Origin of the sequence: Pedobacter terrae (assembly GCF_900100705.1) — a bacterium.
Classification (GTDB): Bacteria; Bacteroidota; Bacteroidia; order Sphingobacteriales; family Sphingobacteriaceae; genus Pedobacter; species Pedobacter terrae.
The window spans coordinates 603,436-620,710 of sequence record NZ_FNCH01000001.1 but is presented as its reverse complement, the minus strand read 5'-3'; the positions used below and the strand labels follow the sequence as shown (position 1 = coordinate 620,710).

At 37.8% G+C, this 17,275-nt stretch carries 15 protein-coding genes and 1 tRNA gene; 8 read left to right on the top strand and 8 right to left on the bottom strand.

Going from position 1 to position 17,275, the window contains the following annotated elements:
- Position 1: 1 nt before the first annotated feature.
- Entirely contained in the window at positions 2–1,312 is a 1,311-nt protein-coding gene (locus BLR60_RS02690) for a putative HlyD family type I secretion protein (protein ID WP_090496502.1), read from the bottom strand.
- A 14-nt stretch (positions 1,313–1,326) separates the two neighbouring features.
- Positions 1,327–3,558, bottom strand: a complete 2,232-nt coding sequence (locus tag BLR60_RS02685) for a peptidase domain-containing ABC transporter (protein ID WP_090496501.1) — start codon at positions 3,556–3,558, stop codon at positions 1,327–1,329.
- Between the two features lie 263 nt (positions 3,559–3,821).
- Between BLR60_RS02685 and BLR60_RS02680 the strand changes: the two genes are divergently transcribed.
- The 6 genes from BLR60_RS02680 (at position 3,822) to BLR60_RS02655 (ending at position 10,616) form a co-directional block, all read left to right on the top strand.
- Entirely contained in the window at positions 3,822–4,865 is a 1,044-nt protein-coding gene (locus tag BLR60_RS02680) for a glycosyltransferase family 2 protein (protein WP_090496500.1), read from the top strand.
- A gap of 25 nt (positions 4,866–4,890) precedes the next feature.
- Positions 4,891–5,655, top strand: a complete 765-nt coding sequence (locus BLR60_RS25030) for a hypothetical protein (RefSeq protein WP_090496499.1) — start codon at positions 4,891–4,893, stop codon at positions 5,653–5,655.
- 8 nt (positions 5,656–5,663) lie between these two features.
- Complete coding sequence (locus BLR60_RS02670) at positions 5,664–6,266, top strand: hypothetical protein (RefSeq protein WP_143009012.1); 603 nt, start codon at positions 5,664–5,666, stop codon at positions 6,264–6,266.
- 117 nt (positions 6,267–6,383) lie between these two features.
- On the top strand, positions 6,384–8,978 hold the full coding sequence (locus tag BLR60_RS02665; RefSeq protein WP_090496497.1) for a glycosyltransferase: 2,595 nt from the start codon (positions 6,384–6,386) through the stop codon (positions 8,976–8,978).
- Between the two features lie 16 nt (positions 8,979–8,994).
- Positions 8,995–9,762 carry a glycosyltransferase family 32 protein gene (locus tag BLR60_RS02660; RefSeq protein ID WP_090496496.1) on the top strand — a complete coding sequence of 256 codons (768 nt, stop codon included), beginning with the start codon at positions 8,995–8,997 and terminating at the stop codon, positions 9,760–9,762.
- Positions 9,762–10,616, top strand: a complete 855-nt coding sequence (locus BLR60_RS02655) for a lantibiotic dehydratase C-terminal domain-containing protein (protein WP_090496495.1) — start codon at positions 9,762–9,764, stop codon at positions 10,614–10,616. The genes BLR60_RS02660 and BLR60_RS02655 overlap by 1 nt, the downstream gene beginning before the upstream one ends.
- A 166-nt stretch (positions 10,617–10,782) precedes the next feature.
- Here the strand turns inward: BLR60_RS02655 and BLR60_RS02650 are convergent, their stop codons facing one another.
- The 6 genes from BLR60_RS02650 to BLR60_RS02625 form a co-directional block, all read right to left on the bottom strand.
- Entirely contained in the window at positions 10,783–11,331 is a 549-nt protein-coding gene (locus BLR60_RS02650; RefSeq protein ID WP_167354667.1) for a phage integrase SAM-like domain and Arm DNA-binding domain-containing protein, read from the bottom strand.
- A gap of 490 nt (positions 11,332–11,821) precedes the next feature.
- A tRNA-Ser gene (locus BLR60_RS02645) sits at positions 11,822–11,906 on the bottom strand.
- Positions 11,907–12,000: 94 nt separating this feature from the next.
- Positions 12,001–12,990 (bottom strand): YihY/virulence factor BrkB family protein, encoded by a 990-nt coding sequence (locus BLR60_RS02640; RefSeq protein ID WP_090496493.1) that lies wholly within the window; start codon positions 12,988–12,990, stop codon positions 12,001–12,003.
- Between the two features lie 12 nt (positions 12,991–13,002).
- Entirely contained in the window at positions 13,003–13,407 is a 405-nt protein-coding gene (locus tag BLR60_RS02635) for an acyl-CoA thioesterase (RefSeq protein WP_090496492.1), read from the bottom strand.
- A complete protein-coding gene (gene mltG / locus BLR60_RS02630) occupies positions 13,407–14,462 on the bottom strand; it encodes an endolytic transglycosylase MltG (RefSeq protein ID WP_090496491.1) in 1,056 nt (351 codons plus the stop codon). Before mltG ends, BLR60_RS02635 begins: the two co-directional genes overlap by 1 nt.
- Before the next feature lie 17 nt (positions 14,463–14,479).
- Complete coding sequence (locus tag BLR60_RS02625) at positions 14,480–15,250, bottom strand: PASTA domain-containing protein (protein WP_090496490.1); 771 nt, start codon at positions 15,248–15,250, stop codon at positions 14,480–14,482.
- 200 nt (positions 15,251–15,450) lie between these two features.
- On the opposite strand from BLR60_RS02625, the gene BLR60_RS02620 reads away from it, so the two are divergent.
- Complete coding sequence (locus tag BLR60_RS02620; RefSeq protein ID WP_090496489.1) at positions 15,451–16,437, top strand: D-alanine--D-alanine ligase; 987 nt, start codon at positions 15,451–15,453, stop codon at positions 16,435–16,437.
- Between the two features lie 150 nt (positions 16,438–16,587).
- On the top strand, positions 16,588–17,169 hold the full coding sequence (locus tag BLR60_RS02615) for a Crp/Fnr family transcriptional regulator (RefSeq protein ID WP_090496488.1): 582 nt from the start codon (positions 16,588–16,590) through the stop codon (positions 17,167–17,169).
- Positions 17,170–17,275 lie beyond the last annotated feature (106 nt).

Sequence of the window (17,275 nt, the reverse complement as noted above, 5' to 3'; positions counted from 1 at the left end):
ATTATTCTTTTAGCTTATACCTTAAGTTATCGAATAGCCGCTCAATTAATCTTCTTGGGCTTGTAATAATTTCTCCTGAACCCTTAATTTCAAATCTGAACGGTAGCTGAGACCCATAATTTGTTTTTAACCCACCCGGAAGGTTCACATTGACCAGATAGGTTTCGATTTCGTTGTTTTGGATTTTTAAGGGATTTGTTAAGAGTGATATTGATTTAACAATCCCTTTGACATTTCCATACTCAAGATATGGGTAGTCAGCTAGCTTTATTAATACTTCCTGTCCAATTCTTACTTTTCCTGCCCCTGAAGCCGGTAAAGTCATCTGTCCAACTATGTCACTTTCTTGGGGGACTATTGTGAAGGAGTCCTCTCCGGCTTGAATAGCTTGATTCTCAGTCCAGAACTTTGTGAACTGTACCTTACCAGCTATGGGGGCCTTGAAAACATACTTTTGTTCCCATGATTCGATTGCACTCTCCAGTTCTGTGTAAGCTGTTACCAGGTCAATCTCAAGCTGCTTTTCTTTTAATATTTTTTGCATCTGATTTTGTTGGAGCTGGTTTTCTGTTTGAGCCAATTGACTTTTTGTAAGAGTAATGTCTTTCAACATTGCCTGTAGCGCATCTTTTGCAGAAATCAGGGACATGTTTGATCGATCATTATCTGATTCAGCGAGGACTTTCTTTGCGCTAAGTATTGAATCTCTTTGATAGGATTTTTTAACAAGATCAAGGCTCGATTCACTCATTTTAAGCCGTTTATCGGTGATCTCGATAATTCCCTTATAATCATTTGCCATAGATATAAGTAGATCATTTTGCTTACTGTAGAGGTTACTTTCTTTTTCTTGGACAGACTTGAAAAAGGCATTGAGAAATGTAAAATATTTCAAATTCAATTCCCCAAGGATTGGATTTCGGGGAAAGCTGTTCAATACAGATGAGTGTAGATCCTTGGAAAAATTAATCTTTTTTAATTTGTCCATTATAAATAATACATCCTTAGGGTCGGCGCTGTTTTTGATCACAGCAATATAATCGCCTTCCTTAACCACCGAGTAATTACGCAAGCCTTTTAACATCACTTTTCCATTGGTATTGGAAACTAATTTTACGGGGGAAGACGAAGCATTGATAACAATACTGCCCGCCACTACATCCGGATACTTTATGATCCAACCGAATAACAGGAAGCTTACTACAATAATCATCACCACAATGGTAATACGAAATCCAAAAGCTGCAGGCATTCTCTCGATAATATCCTGAACTTCTTCAGTACGTTGAATATTTTTAAGTTTATTTTCCATTTTTCTGCTAATAATTATAGTGTGGCGTTTGATTCAGCTCGGTTTATCGGTACCGTTCCAATTAAATCCATTTGAGAAGCAACCAGTTCGGAATATCTCAGTTTGAGTTTCATGAGAGATTCATGGGTACCGCGTTCTACAATATTCCCATCCCGCATCACAATAATCTGATCAGCTTTTTTTATGGTGCTAAGCCTATGCGCCACAACAATCACCGTCTTGTTTTTAAACACCGTTTCCAATGACGAGATAATCTTCTGTTCATTTATCGTGTCCAAAGAGTTGGTCGCTTCATCAAAAAAGAGAAAATCAGGATTTTTATACAAAGCTCTCGCGATCAGTACCCGTTGTTTCTGCCCACCACTAAGCCCTCTACCCATTTCACCCATAATCGTTTTGTAACCAAGGGGCAAACGCTCAATTTCTTGCGCAATGTTGGCTGTTTCAACTGCATGCCTCAATCTTTCGTAGTCAATTTTTTCATCATCGAGTACGATGTTATTCAAAATGGTATCATTAAAAATTTTTCCGTCCTGCATAACAACTCCAACCTTATCCCGCCATTGCCTCAAACCAATATTGTTTACGTTCATATCACCAATTAATACTTCCCCATGCGTTGGACGATAAAGCCTCAGCAAAAGTTTTAATAGGGTTGATTTTCCGCTGCCGCTGTCACCAACAATAGCGGTAACCTTCCCCTCAGGAATGACCAGATTAATCCCTTTAAGTACAGGAGGGGAGTGATGGTTGTATGCAAAATAAACTTGATGTAAAGTCAGATCTTTATTGACAGTGAGTTCAAGATCGTTTGTCCCGGTTTCATCATCTTCTTCCTCAAGTTCATGAATCTCATTTAGCCGTAGAAAACTCAAATGGGCAAACTGAGCGGAGATAATAAACTGTACAAATTGCTGTACAGGGCCGCTTAGCATACCTATAATGAATTGTGTAGATATCATAACCCCGAAGGTAATCTCACCCGCTATAACTGCTTTAGCGCAAAAATAAGTAATCAACAGATTTTTAAGGCTGTCAATAAACTGTGCGCCCAAGTTCTGCATATTGTTTATGCTAAGACTTCGCAAGTTTACCCTATATAGCCGGGCCTGAATATTTTCCCACTTCCACCTTTTGGCCTTTTCGTAATTATTAACCTTAATATCTTGCATACCTTCGATTGTTTCCACCCAATAACTTTGGTTTTTGGATATCAGCTCAAAGTAATTCCAGTCTAACCTTTGCCGGATTTTCAGAAAAGCTAAAACCCAGCTAACATAAAGAATACTTCCTATCAGAAAAGTATAGAATATGAATGTATTATAGATCCAAAGTATGATTGCAAATATGAAAAAGGTAAGTACCGAGAATATCATGTTAATGGAGTTATTCATAATAAAACTCCTGATCCGTTCATGATCATTAGCCCGTTGAAGAATATCGCCGGTCATTTTAGTTTCGAAAAATGTGATTGGCAATTTCATTAGTTTCATCAGATAATCAGAAATCAAAGCAATATTTATTCTAGAGGTGATATGGATCAGTATCCAATCCCTAACCGCATTGGAAAGTGTAATACTTAAGATAATGGCAATGTTGGCAATTAAAATAATATTAATGAAATCGACATCGTTTCTTTGGATACCAACATCGATCACCGACTTCGATATAAAAGGAAGTACAGCCTGGAGGATGGTGACGATAAGCATCACCAAAAACAAATTCGCAAAGTTTTTTTTGTAAGGACTGAAATAACTAACGAGATTTTCCCAGCTCTTCTTCCTATTTAGTTTTTCAGATTCTTCCCTTTGAAAGAATTCCGACTGTGGTTCGAGTGCCAGTAAAGCCCCCATGTTCCAGTTTTCTTCTTTTTTATACCACTTATTTCTGAATTCTTTATAGCTGTATCTGATAAGACCTTTGGCTGGGTCGGAAACATATATACTTTTAGAAGTGGTCCGGTAGACTACAATAAAGTGACTATCATCCCAATGAACAATACAAGGTAACGGAATTTTAGTATGCAAATCTTCGACAGTTGATTTTATGCTTAGACTGCGGAGTGAAATGCTCTCAGCGGCGTAACTCAGATCTATAAACGAGACTCCTTCCCTAGAGATGCCACATTTGTCTCTTAAAAACTGCAGGGAGTAAAATTTACCATAAAATTTGGCGATTGACTTAAGACAGGCAGGGCCACAGTCCATTACGTCCAGTTGCCTATCGAGAGGAAAGCGTTTTATCATGAGAGCTAATATTTGGTTTTTATTTTGAAAAGCTTTTAAATGTAAGAAGTAATTCTTAATATTACACTAATAATATTTAACCAAATATAAAAACGTTTTAGTTTAACCGCTCTCATGAAAACTCTAAACCACGCTTCGCTGGCTTCAGTCCCTTCGATCTTTTTGTGTCAATTTTTTTCTTTGATTCATATTTATCAGGAATGCTCGAAAGCAGAAATTTCTTGTCATAGCAACAGTTAATAATTTACCGGACCATAATTTCTATGATGAGTGATATCAAAATCTCGTTCTGTACTACCTGCATGAATAGATTGTTCTATCTCAGACAGACTCTCCCGAAGAATCTTTTTGACAATAAGGATTACAAAAATCTCGAATTTGTGATTCTTGATTATAACTCCTCGGATGAATTGGAGAAATATATCAGGGATTCTTACCAGGATGAATTGTATAATGGCAGGATCGTATACTATAGAATTGATTCTGTTCAGTTCTACGACTGGGCACATTCAAGAAATCTGGTTGCCTCCCTGGCTACCGGTGATGTGATCTGTAATATTGATGCAGACAATTTTACAGGCCCGGGATTTGCGCAGTATGTTAATGAAGTTTTCCAAAACAGAACCGATGTATTTATGACTACCTATTATATATCGCAAGGTAGAAATGATGTTCTTGGGAGAATTTGTATGATGAAAGATAATTTTATGAAAATCGGCGGTTATGATGAAAGGATGAAACATTATGGTTTTGAAGACATTGATCTGATCTGTCGTTTGGGACGATCAGGACTTCATAAAATAGATATTGCAAACCCATTATTCCTTAGGGCTATACCTCACTCCAATAAAGAGCGGATGTTAAATTCCAAAGAAGGATTTTATCTCATTGATTTTTTTATCAGGTATATTAATGCCTACACTTCGGAGTTACTTTTCCTTTTCCAAGATGGAACAACCAAAAGCGCAACTATGATCAATAACTTCGTTTACAATAGCTTGGAACGCAAAATAAATTCAAACTCATTACAGCATTATCACTTTTCCATTCTCGAAAAATCTTGGGTGAATGGTCAATGGGCTGGGAGCGAACAGGACCAATTAACTCAGCATCCAGGTTTTTATAAGATTGAATCTGAAACGCTGCGTGAAGAGGCATTGTTTTTTTTTCATCAACTTTCCAATAGGCTGATTATGGATGAAAACACAAAAAAGGGACTGATAAAGGTAAAAAATAAGCGTATACACAAAGGTAACCTGTTTAAGAATTTTTCAAGCTTGCCTCATCAACCAAATAATCAAATCTAAATCTATTAACATTTAACTCTAAATTATGAAAAAAGTAACACTGAAACTTTCCCTCGACGCATTAAGGGAAGAAATGACATTGATCGATCAGTCTGATCTATCGATGCTAAAAGGGGGGACCGGTAACTACGGAGCTTATAATTCCTGGGAAGACATGTACGCGGCAATGCAGAATGGATATGTACCTCCTGCGGGAAGCTACTCTCCAGGTGGTGGAAACAACGGAGGTTATGGAGGCTATGGCCAATATGGAGGCTATGGAGGTTATACGAATTGGTGGGAAGATCCAAATTATTTTGGGGGTTCTGGTTCTGGCGGCTACGGTAGCTATGGTGGTTATGGAGGTTATTCAAGTACAAATGCAACACCCTATGGAAACTGCGTTTTTGATACGCTCACATATTTAAGCGGAATCTACGGTGGAACACAATATTCACAAGAACACTGGTTAAACTATTACAGGTCTCAGAATAGTGATAACATGATTAATCGAAATAGTCAAGGAGTAATGACAGGGGTGACTACAAGCACAGATATCATGCTCAACTTAATGTCGAACTATTTCAGTGTACAATCCGTTGCCCCAAGCAATCTAAATGCAACACTTACTTCAGGCAAAAGAGTTCTTGCCAATTTGGCCAACCAAGGACCGGACGGTGAAGGTCATTCCATCATTATCAACTGCAGAAATGGAGACGGTACTTATGAAATTTATGACCCAACCGCAAAAGTCACGCGTAATGTTACAGGTGGAGACCTTGCAGGTACAAATTACCTAATCGCTATTTAGTAATCATCATGAAAATACATACCTTCAATCCTAAACCTATTTTGCTTTGCGCAGCTTTTGTAACCTTTTTACAAATGTCTGCGTTTTGCCAAAAGTATGACAGAATTTTCAAAATATGCTTGGACGAATTAAATTTAGAGTACACGCTGCCAGCTGGTTTTTCTGAACAGGATTCCACTACAAGTTTTAAATGTAAGGATGATCTTTATAACAAAACCACAACGCTTGTATATTCTGTTATTAATAAAGACAGCAGCATTATTATAGGATTTGGGGATTTTATAAGGGATCGGGGACAGCAATATTATGAACCCGTCTCCAATATTCTTAAAAGACAGAAAAGTGAAGCCGACTCCCTCCATTTCAGCTCCTTGGTGTACCACCAGCAGAAGGCCGATAAGAAATTTAATGCCGATAATGCAGTGGAATACACAAAAAACTGTTCTGACGCATTCTTAGATAAATATAATAACGATAGGTATGTCTTAGCTGCCAGGAAAGGTAAAGGCGAATTTACAATCGTATTTTATTTCACAGATGCTGCGAAGGACAAAGCTTTACAATTGGTTAGGGAGGCTTCCGGTATTCTGAAATTTCGAAAAAATCAATAGGTGGGTATAATTTAAATACATTTGTCTCTTTCTATTGGTTTGGAATATTGAACAACCTTATTATACATTGGCGACCAAATGCATATTTTGTATCTGGTCGCTTTTTTTTAAAATTAAATGAAAAGAAAAGGAATTAGCGTAATCATGCCCACCTATAATCAGGTGAGCTTTATATCTAGAGCAATAACGAGTTTACTGATCCAAACATTTCTTGAATGGGAGCTTATCATAATAGTAGACGGAAGCACTGACGGTACAGTAGAATTGATAGAAAAATATCTTGGTGATAAACGTATTAAGTATTTTTTTTATAAAAACAATAAGGGCCTTGGTACTGCAGCTAACCTTGGACTGGAAAATGCATCATACGATTATATCAGCTATTTGCCTTCGGACGATCTTTATTTTTCCGATCACTTGCAGTCGCTATGGAACTTAGCAGAAGCCAATCCCGAAGGGACATTTTTTTGTTCAGGGGCAAAGTATAACTATCAGGATAATAATAATGGCAGTGCTGGACAAAAATGTTTTGGACCGTTTGCAGACATTGGATACCAATTAGTCCAGATTATGCACCAAAAAACAGAAACGCGGTGGATGGAAAGGAATGAGTTAGTTACAGACAGCCTAAATCTAATGTTTTGGAATAGATTACTGATAGGAACTGTGCCAAAATTCACTATGAAAATTACATCTGAATGGACTTCCCATCCCAGTCAGCGGCACAAAATCATTAGTGAGCGTTGGGGTGGAGGAATCAATTTATATAAACAGTTTTACAACATCAATCAAAAGCTTAAATATAACTCCGTGTTTGGGGGGATGATTGATGAGCATACTGAATATTTGGAGTTTGATAACCCTCAAAATTCTCCTCAAAGATCAGGATTAAAGATTCTACTAGTTGGTGAGTTAGCTTATAACGCCGAAAGAGTTCTGGCCTTTGAAGAAAAGGGACATCAGCTATATGGGTTATGGACGGGTAGCCCCTCTTTTTTTAACGCTATTGGCCCACTGCCATTTGGAAATATTATTGATGTGCCTAAAGAAAACTGGCAGGAGCATGTTAAGGAAATCAAACCCGACATCATTTATGCACTTCTAAATTTTCAGGCAATACCATTTATACACAGGGTTATTCGTGAAAACCTTGAAATTCCTTTTGTATGGCACTTTAAAGAAGGTCCATTTTTCTGCAGGCAAAAAGGTCTTTGGGATCAAATGATTGATATTTTTGAATATGCAGATGGAACCATTTTCCTCAATCAGGAGATTAAAATATGGTATGAGCAATTTTTTTATTTTGAGACCCCGCTCAGTATGATTCTCGATGGCGATCTGCCTCACATCGATAGATTCAAGGGAAAACCAAGTCCATTGTTGTCACAGCTTGATGGTGAAATCCATACAGTTGTTCCCGGAAGACCCCTCGGACTATCTCCAATAGATATACAAGAACTGTCGCGGAGAAAGATCCATTTACATATCTATGGAGATTTTTACCACAGTGTGTATAAAACATGGATTGAAGAAGCGAATGCACTAGCCCCAGGATATTTGCATTTGCATCCGGTTTGTACACCTCAAAATTGGGTAGTTGAACTTTCTAAATACGACGCTGGCTGGCTTCATATTTTCGATTCAGAAAATAACGGGGAAATGATGAAAGCAAACTGGCTCGATCTTAACTATGCCGCCAGAATGTCAACCTTAGGAGCTGCCGGGCTGCCAATGATCCAGCGTGATAATACGCAACATATCTGTGCATCCCAATCCTTCACAAAAAAACATGGTTTTGGAATTTTTTATAATTCCTTTGATGACCTTGCTCTTCAACTTGGCGATAGAGAGAAGATGTATGATATGAGGCAGGAGATATGGAAGAAAAGAGAAGTTTTAAGCTTTAATTATCACATTGAAGAAATTATATCTTTTTTTGATCGTGTAATTGACTCAAAAAAAGAGTTTAAGGGGGTTAGTCAAAAGAAATCAGTTGACAACATCCCAAAAATTATCCATCAAACCTGGAAGAATGATCAGCCTCCAAAGCATTATCAGATACTCACTCAGACTTGGAAGGAACACCATCCAAATTGGGAATACAAATTGTGGACAGATCAAATGAACTATGATTTTATCAAAAACTTCTTTCCTTCCTTTTTACCCATCTATGAACAGTATCCTTCAGCCATACAAAAAGCTGATGCTGTAAAATACTTTATCCTTTATCAATACGGCGGTCTTTTTGTAGATATGGATTATGAATGCATTCAAAATGTAGAAGAGTTATTGGAGGGAAACAGCGTCGTGTTTGGAAGTGAACCTGAAGATCATTGCAAGAAGTTTTACATGGATTTAATCGTTAGCAATGCATTTATGGGCTGCACACCAGAAAATAATTTCTTCAAGTTTCTCTGTGAATCAATCGCCACAATCCAGATCAGAAATGAGAACACGGTATTGAATACCCTGAATACTACTGGACCATTTTTTCTTACCAAATTGTATAAAAGCTTTCCGGGAAAAACCAACGTGAAAATTCTTTCAGCCGAGCGTATCTCTCCGCTGAGCATGCATGAAAGCCGGGATGTCCTGTCCGGAGAAATCACTGAAGAGATCCAAGAAAGATTGGATCGGGCGCATGCGGTGCACTATTTTTTTGGTAGCTGGTGGAAAGCTGTTAAAGAAGATCAGAATCAGTCCTTGAACTAATCCTAGCATTTATCAAATGATACCAAAAAAAATACATTGTGTCTATCTCAATAATAAGGAGCCACAGCCAACCGTATTTAAATATTGTCTTAACAGGATCAAAAATACCCATCCGGATTGGGAAGTGAATGTCTATGATATGGATTCTGCGACCAGACTCATTCAGGAGCATGTACCATATCTTTTCAACTGGTTTGACATGCAGGAACTCACCGTTCAAAAAGCAGATGTTTTCAGAATTATATTGGTTTATATCTACGGCGGATTCTATATGGATATGGATATGCTTTGTTTAAAACGTTTAGATGATTTAGCTTCTGAAAACCTAGTATTGGCCGAGGAGAAAACAATATCTGCAGCTCAAGCTTTTTATCTTGGACATACCCACCAGATGCGCATAGCCAACTATATGTTTGGCAGCAAGCCAAGTCACCCGTTTTGGATTGAAATGTTGATATACATATTAGAAAATAGCCATCACGCCATTCATACCGAAGAAGAGGTTTTGGAATATGCAGGGCCGGGGGCACTCACAAATATATACCATCACACAGTGGATAAGTTTCCAGATGTCAAATTACTATTGAACGGGGGAAGGATATGCATCCAACCAGGGCATATTGAAGAATCTTGTTATTTTGGGGAATATGCCGCTCACATACATCAAGGTTCCTGGAGATGGCAGGGGAATGGGAATGGCACTGCACCGGCTGCACGAGTTCCATTAGAGATTTTTGAAACAGCAAAAGAAAATGCATTACAGCACTTAAAATCAATAAGCTAATGATCTTATCAGAAAACAAAAAAGAATCATATTTTTCCATTTTCTATCACAATTCTCGCTGGGAACAACTCATAAGGCAATGTTTAATTCCTGAGCTGGATGGGTGTATTAAAGGAAAAAAAATTAACTGCTTTTATTGGCATCTTAGCGAAGATCAGGGACACCATATTAAGTTAACTGTGCAAGGTAATCAAAATTTGGGCTTCGAAAGCGTTCTTAAAGAGAATATTTCGGAATACCTAATCCATTATCCCTCAGAAAATTTGGTTCAGAAGTTCCCCATGGATAGCTTTTTTATGAATTTTGAAAATAATGCTGTAAAGATGGCTATCTATAGACCATTTAATCAGCAAACCTCTGTTTTCGACTCGAGTGAGCTACTTCAAATCAGAAGTATATTTACCAATATTATAGCAAGTCAAATAGATGGGGAATTTGGAGATGAATTTAAAGTTGGAATCTCAGTATACGTCCTAATGACAGTCTTGCACACTTACTTTAGTGATTGCCGTAAGATGGAGTTACAATTAAGGGAGATAATTACGTTAATGCTGTCACGGAAGACAATAAGAGAAACTGTTATGTTGGAAAGACAGCTATTCCCTTTGGATCTCGCTGCGTCTGGTGTTCCAGAAATATGGCAGGATTTCATGGAAAATTATGTAACCTCCACACTTACCTGGCTCAATCCTCTAGGTGGTTTTTTAAAAGATAAACAAGTAACTCACCAAGAATTTAACTCTTTGTTTTTGGATATTATCTATCTTTTTCAGGAACAGTTAGGCGCGGATCTGAATCTTCATCCTTATTTTTGTACATTTTTACTTTACAGATACATGATTAGCTTACCTTAAACTAATTTTTATGTATTCCAGAAATTGTACACATTTTTTGAGGTCAAACGAGAAGAGGAAAATGTCCCGTATCTGTTCCAGCCGATCACTCACCATTGCTTTGCTGGCTATAATACTGATCTCGTTTTCGGTAAGATATTCCCGTTCAACTGGTTTAACCTTATGTTTATAATTTAAAATGGATTAACAGACATCCATTCGTTGGCAAGACAGATCCTGATAATTTTTCCAAATTTTTTAGATACTTGACAGCTGAGTTATTGTTACATTTGCGTACAGCTCTCAAATAAAAATCATACTCACTTATGAATTGATGGTTGATTTTCTTTAAGGGTACATCACTCACCTCATACTTCCATTGAAGAAAGTTAATTGTGTGCTTGAGAGATGTACGGTATCTCTCGGCTGTGCCACTAGTGTATTTGCTGCCTACCAGAATTTCAACCTTGCGGTTGTGTTCCTCAAAAACACTAACCAGTGTAATTGGTGTTTCTTCTTTTCCCAAAAATCTGTCGCGGATGATATCGGCTGTGATAATTTCATCTTTCTGGACAAGCTGACGATGGATTTCGTAAACCTTGGTTTTTAGATCTGTCAGATATGCGTTTAGGGTTCGGGACTCTTCCGTTTTTCCGGACGATCTACCTGCCGAAATACTCCATTTCTCCGGTTCGCAGGAGCGTCCTGTAGTAATTTCGGAACGCCTTCCGTCCACCGTAATCCTCTACAGGGCCGTTTTTGTAACTTTTTCTCTTCTTCAAGTAAAAGAGTAAACTCAAATTAATTTTCATAATGACTCACCTTAAAGTGTAACAAATCTAGCTTTGCAGTCATTAAAAATCAAGATGTATATCTTCGGAACATGCTGTGGATTAACGTTTTATGTCGTTTCGAGTACGCACTATTCAAAATTGAATTTACTCACCGAATTGCTCATCTCAAGTATACTATTTTATGCATATTTTGGTGCTTCCGAAAATTAAAAAAGCCCGCTATCATACGATTTGCGAGCTTTTGACTGGGTTATGGATTAAAATAATAAACCGAACTGGAATGGGAAAATAACGGTTGATTTGAGATTGATGTAATGAAAGCTCATTCAGACCAATGTGCTTAGGCCGCAGGCGTTGCGATTTGCGCTAGAATATGTTTTAGAAAAACCAAAAAAGCCTGAAATATTATGATTTCAGGCTTTAATTTTTCTGCGGAGAGCGAGGGATTCGAACCCCCGGACCTGTTACAGTCAACAGTTTTCAAGACTGCCGCATTCGACCACTCTGCCAGCTCTCCGCTGCAAAAGTACAAACTCAGCGTAACTCTGCAAACTCAGAAAGCTTTTTTTTTATATAAACTTGATAATTACTTAACACAGAGGGAGAAAAAATTATTTTTTCTGTATATTTTCCTCAATTGGCTCCGATTTTTTGAACAAATTAAAGGTCGGGCGGATAATTTTCACACTTCTTTTGCTCACATCAACACTAGCATTCAGTTCAAAACCGATCAGTAAAATTAATGAATTGAGGTAAAGCCAGATCATCACTACAATCAGTGTTCCGATAGAGCCATAAACCTTGTTGTAGGAAGCAAAATGGTTAATGTAAAAAGAAAAACCCCAAATGGTAAGGAAGGCCAGGATAGTGGCCAGCCAGGAACCTGCACTAAATAAGCGCCATTTTTTTGTGTGGGAGGGTCCGTAACGGTATAAAATGGAAATAGTAATGAAATACAAAATTGCCAATAATGCCCAACGGGTAAATTTGATGGTATAGATCAAAAAACTGTCTTTCAGGTGCAGTTCATCATTAATTTTGTTCAGCAAAACTTCACCCAGGGCCATTGCACTAATGCAGATGATGATCGAAAAGCAGATAATTATAGTTAGTACAAGTGCAATAAAACGTTGTTTGATCCAGCCCCTGGTTTCGATAATCGTTGATGATTTATTAAAAGCCTTCATCAGGTTTTTAACCCCGTTGGTGGCAAAAAATAGTGCGGATAAAAAACCGAAAGACAATAAGCCACGATTTTGATTTTTAATGATGTCTTTTAAGGTCGCTTCAAAGGCATCAAATGCATTGTGCGGCAATACCAGCTGAATTAAATTTAAAAGCTGATCCTGGAAACCTTTAATCGGGATGAAGGGGATCAGGGTAAACAGGAAGATAATCCCCGGGAAAATAGCCAGCATAAAACTGTATGCTAAAGATGATGACTTGTTTACCAAGGCATCTTTTCCGATTTCCCGAAAGAAAAATGTCGCGACGGTATATAAAGGTAGTGGGCTAAAACCAGGCAAAACACACCCTTTAGTCCATTCTACAAATCTAGAATAGAGTTTAAGATGTAATAACTGCCTGTGTAACCATTCCATTATATTGTTTAATTAAAAAAACACCGATAACTTTTCCATAAAATTTTCGGGTGGATTTGTCGGTTTATTTTTCTTCATATCAACAAAAACCAATGTGGTTGAACCAATGTTAATCAGCTCTTCTTTTTCATTATACAACTCATACTCAAAAAAGATCCTAACACCCGGCAAGGTCTTAATGATTGTTTTTACGGTAATTTCCTGATCGTAAAGAGCAGGTTTTATGTATTTACACTTTAATTCTAAAACGGGCATCATAATACCATCAGCTTCCATTGAGCTGTAGCTCATGCCTAAACTGCGCAACATTTCTACCCGGCCTACTTCGTAGTACTGTGCATAATTGCCATAATACATATAACCCATCTGGTCGGTTTCGCCATAACGAACCCTGATTTTTGTACTGTGGCTAAACATTATTTAAATATATTTCTTTTGTTTAACGCTTCGCGGTATTTCTTTGCATTAATTTCATGTTCAGCCTTGGTTTCGGCAAAGTTATGGTAACCTGAAAAATCCTCCTTAGCGCACATGTAGATGTAATTGTTGTTATCGCGGTTAAGCACGGCATCAATGGCATTAATACTCGGCATCATAATCGGGCCGGGAGGTAAACCTGCATATTTATAGGTGTTATAAAGCGATTGCACCCGTAATAATTTTCCGGTTACCCTTTTTACTGTAAAATCGTCATTGGCAAAAATCACCGTCGGATCGGCCTGAAGCAATATCCCTTTATTTAAACGGTTTAAATACAAACCCGCAATAATTGGCATCTCTTTATCATAAAGTGCTTCTGCGTCTACAATTGAAGCCAACGTGTACACCTGTGCAGGACTAAGGTTCAAACTTGCTGCTTTTTGTTTACGGTCTGCCGTCCAGAATTTCTCATACTCCTTATGCATGCGCTCAAAAAAATCAACCGGCGAAATATTCCAGTACATTTCATAGGTATTCGGGATAAACATGGCGTACACATTATCCTGGTTAAAACCATATTTGCTGATCAGCGCAGTAGAATCCAATACCTTGATAAAGCTTAACGAGTCGGCTTCCAGGTTGCTGGCCAGATAGGCTGCAAAATTTTCTTTCTTCCGGATGTTATGGAATTTTAATTTAACAGGGTCCTGGTTTCCGGCTTTGATCATGTTGATCAACGTGCGGTTGGTCATCCCTTTTTTCAGACGGTAACGTCCTGGTTTAACAGTTGTTGCTAAATTCATTTTTCCGGCAGCAGCTGTAAAAGACGACATGCTTTTTAGCAGATCTTTCTTTTTAATTTCCGCAACCAAATCATCATAGCTGCTTCCGGTTTTGATGTATAAATATTTTTGATTTTCGGTAACATTAGGGGCAAAATAAAGCCTGTAAATATTCAACGCAAAGTAACCGGCAATTAAAATAACGACAAGCGCAATAACTATAGCCGCTTTTTTACCTGTACTCATGTTCTTTTTTTCTACTTCAGTCATCTGTCAATGATACTTGTTTATGGTTGTTTATTAGATAGCGTAATGTTAATTCTGGTACCTATTGGCACTTTGGTTACCGAATCAAGTAACATTGGGTCTTGTTTAGTGATCACTGCAGCAGCACTATCGGTAATCGGCCCGTCATATAGGATGTTACCTAGCGTCAGGTTAGATCCTCTCAGGCTAAATTTAGCTTCATCGATGGTTAAGCCCATTAACTGTGGGATATCTACTTCTTCGTTGCCACGTCCATCGCCTAATACCAGGTTAATTCTCGAACCAACAGGCACTACCTGCCCGGCTGTTATCGGTTGACCACCAAAGGAGGCTTCTAAAACCACATCACGACTTACATCCGGCTTATAGGTGGTGTCGCCAAGTTTTAACCTCGAACTCTCTATAATCGCTTGTGCCTCTCTTAAAGTTTTAAACGCAATATCAGGGAATTTTGTATTCGGCGTTTTGCCCGCATTAATGGTTAAATAAATGGTACGGTTATCCTTTACAAAAGTATTGGGGTCAGGATCCTGATCAATTACCATTCCGGCAGGTTGATCCATAATAAAAACAGAGTCCACCTCATATTTTAGTCCGGCATCTTCCAGTTTTTTTACGGCCTGTTCAAAAGACAAACCTTTTACCAAAGGTACATTAAGGCCCTGTCCGTGTTTGGTGTAATATCTTAAACTAAAAAAAGCAATCAGTAGCAGCACTATAACAGTAACTATAGCCGCTAAAATGTTGTTTCTAAACGATTTGGTTTTTAAATACTCTATAAATTTAGACATGAATCTTAATTTGGGTTATGCGTACAAGCTCAAATGTAACTATTTTAATGATGGATTGAATTATCGAATCTTTTCTTCACCCAATTATTCAATCACTCACTCCTTCAATAATTCTCCTCCAAACATACTAAAGCACAAAGATATTTATATTTTTGAGGATATATTTATATTCAATTTCTATTTATAAAAGGATTTTTAACATGAAGAAAACGATAGCATTGCTAACAGGCGGTACCACAGGCGAATGGGTTGTTTCTGTAAAAAGCGCAGCCACTATTGCTCAAAATATCGACCCTAATTTATACGATGTGTATAAGATTATGCTGAACGAAAAAGGTTGGTTTTATGAACCTGCAGATTCTGTTAAAATTGAAGTTGATAAAAATGATTTTTCCTTAACGCTGGAAGGAAGAAAAATTAAGTTTGATGGTGTTTTTATAGCTATACATGGTTCTCCTGGTGAGGATGGAAAATTACAGGGCTATTTTGATATGTTGGGTATTCCTTATACTACCTGCGATGCATTAACTTCATCCATCACCATGAATAAAGGTTATACCAAAGCTATTGTGGCAGATATTGATCACCTGTATACCGCAAAATCTGTTCAGATATTTAAAGGTGGAAACTATAATCTAAATCAGATTAAGCAGGATTTACGGTTGCCTTATTTTGTTAAACCCAATAGTGGAGGAAGCAGTATCGGCATGACTAAGGTAAAACATGCTGATGATCTGGAAGAAGCGATTGAAAAAGCATTTAAAGAGGATACACAGATTTTAATCGAAGAGTTTGTAAGCGGCAGGGAGTTTTCAATCGGCATTTTTGGTTCAGACGGACAAATTATCGTTTTGCCTGCAACAGAAGTGATTCCGCAAAATGAGTTTTTCGATTTCGAAGCCAAATATACACCAGGCGCGACCGAGGAAATTACCCCTGGCAGAATGAATGCTGAAGAGCTAAGCCGTGTGCAACAGTTGGTAAAAGAGGTCTATCAAAAACTGAACTGTAGGGGCGTGGTGCGTATCGATTACTTTCTGGAGGAAGGAACCGATAAATTTTATTTTATTGAAATTAATACCATTCCCGGCCAAACCGCAACGAGTTTTATTCCACAGCAGGTAGCAGCAATGGGCATTACCTTAAAAGAGTTCTATACCCGTTTAATGAAGGAAACTTTAGGCTAGCCTGCGTCAATTTTGTCATTCTGAATGCAATGAAGAATCTTTAAATAGTAGCGTTTGCATTTGTGGATATATTGCTTTTAACGAGGCTTTTTAGGCCGTTGTTTTAAATGTTATGTAGATACATGCTATTCCGCCAAAACCTGCACACCAATGAACATCCAGAAACTGATTGATAAAGGTTTAAAACTCAAAAGCTATCCAAAAGATTCGGTTATTTATGAGCCTGGAATGCAGCCCCGCTATGTGTATTTTATCAAGTCAGGCGAGGTGCGTATGGTTACCGTGAGCGATGAAGGGAAAGAATTTATTCAAGGTGTTTTTAAAACAGGTCAATATTTTGGCGAACCGGCCTTGTTAACCGATCGACCTTATTTAGCTTTCACTATTGCCAGTAGAGATTCGCAGATTATTTCGGTAAATAAAGAAGATTTTTTCAAGCTGATTGAAAACGAGCCTAACTTTAGCATGGAGCTGATCCGCAATTTAAGTAACCGCCTGTTTTATAAATCGATGATGCTGGAGGAGCTGGCGAGCGAAAAGGCTGATCACCGTTTGTTAACAATGATCAATTACCTTCTTACCGATATTAAGGCAGGCGAAAATTTAAGAGTAACACGTCAAGAACTAGCCGACATGACTGGTTTGAGGGTAGAAACTGTTATCCGGGGAATGAAACTACTAGCCGGGAAAGGCCTGATTAAAACCGTTAAAGGAAAAATTGTTAAGGTTTAGCCATGCTTCAGTGATTTGTACAGTTAACAACAGGATATTTAATGATAAATAAGCTGTTAAATTATTAGACTAATACCTCAAACATGACCTAGATCATAAATAAGTG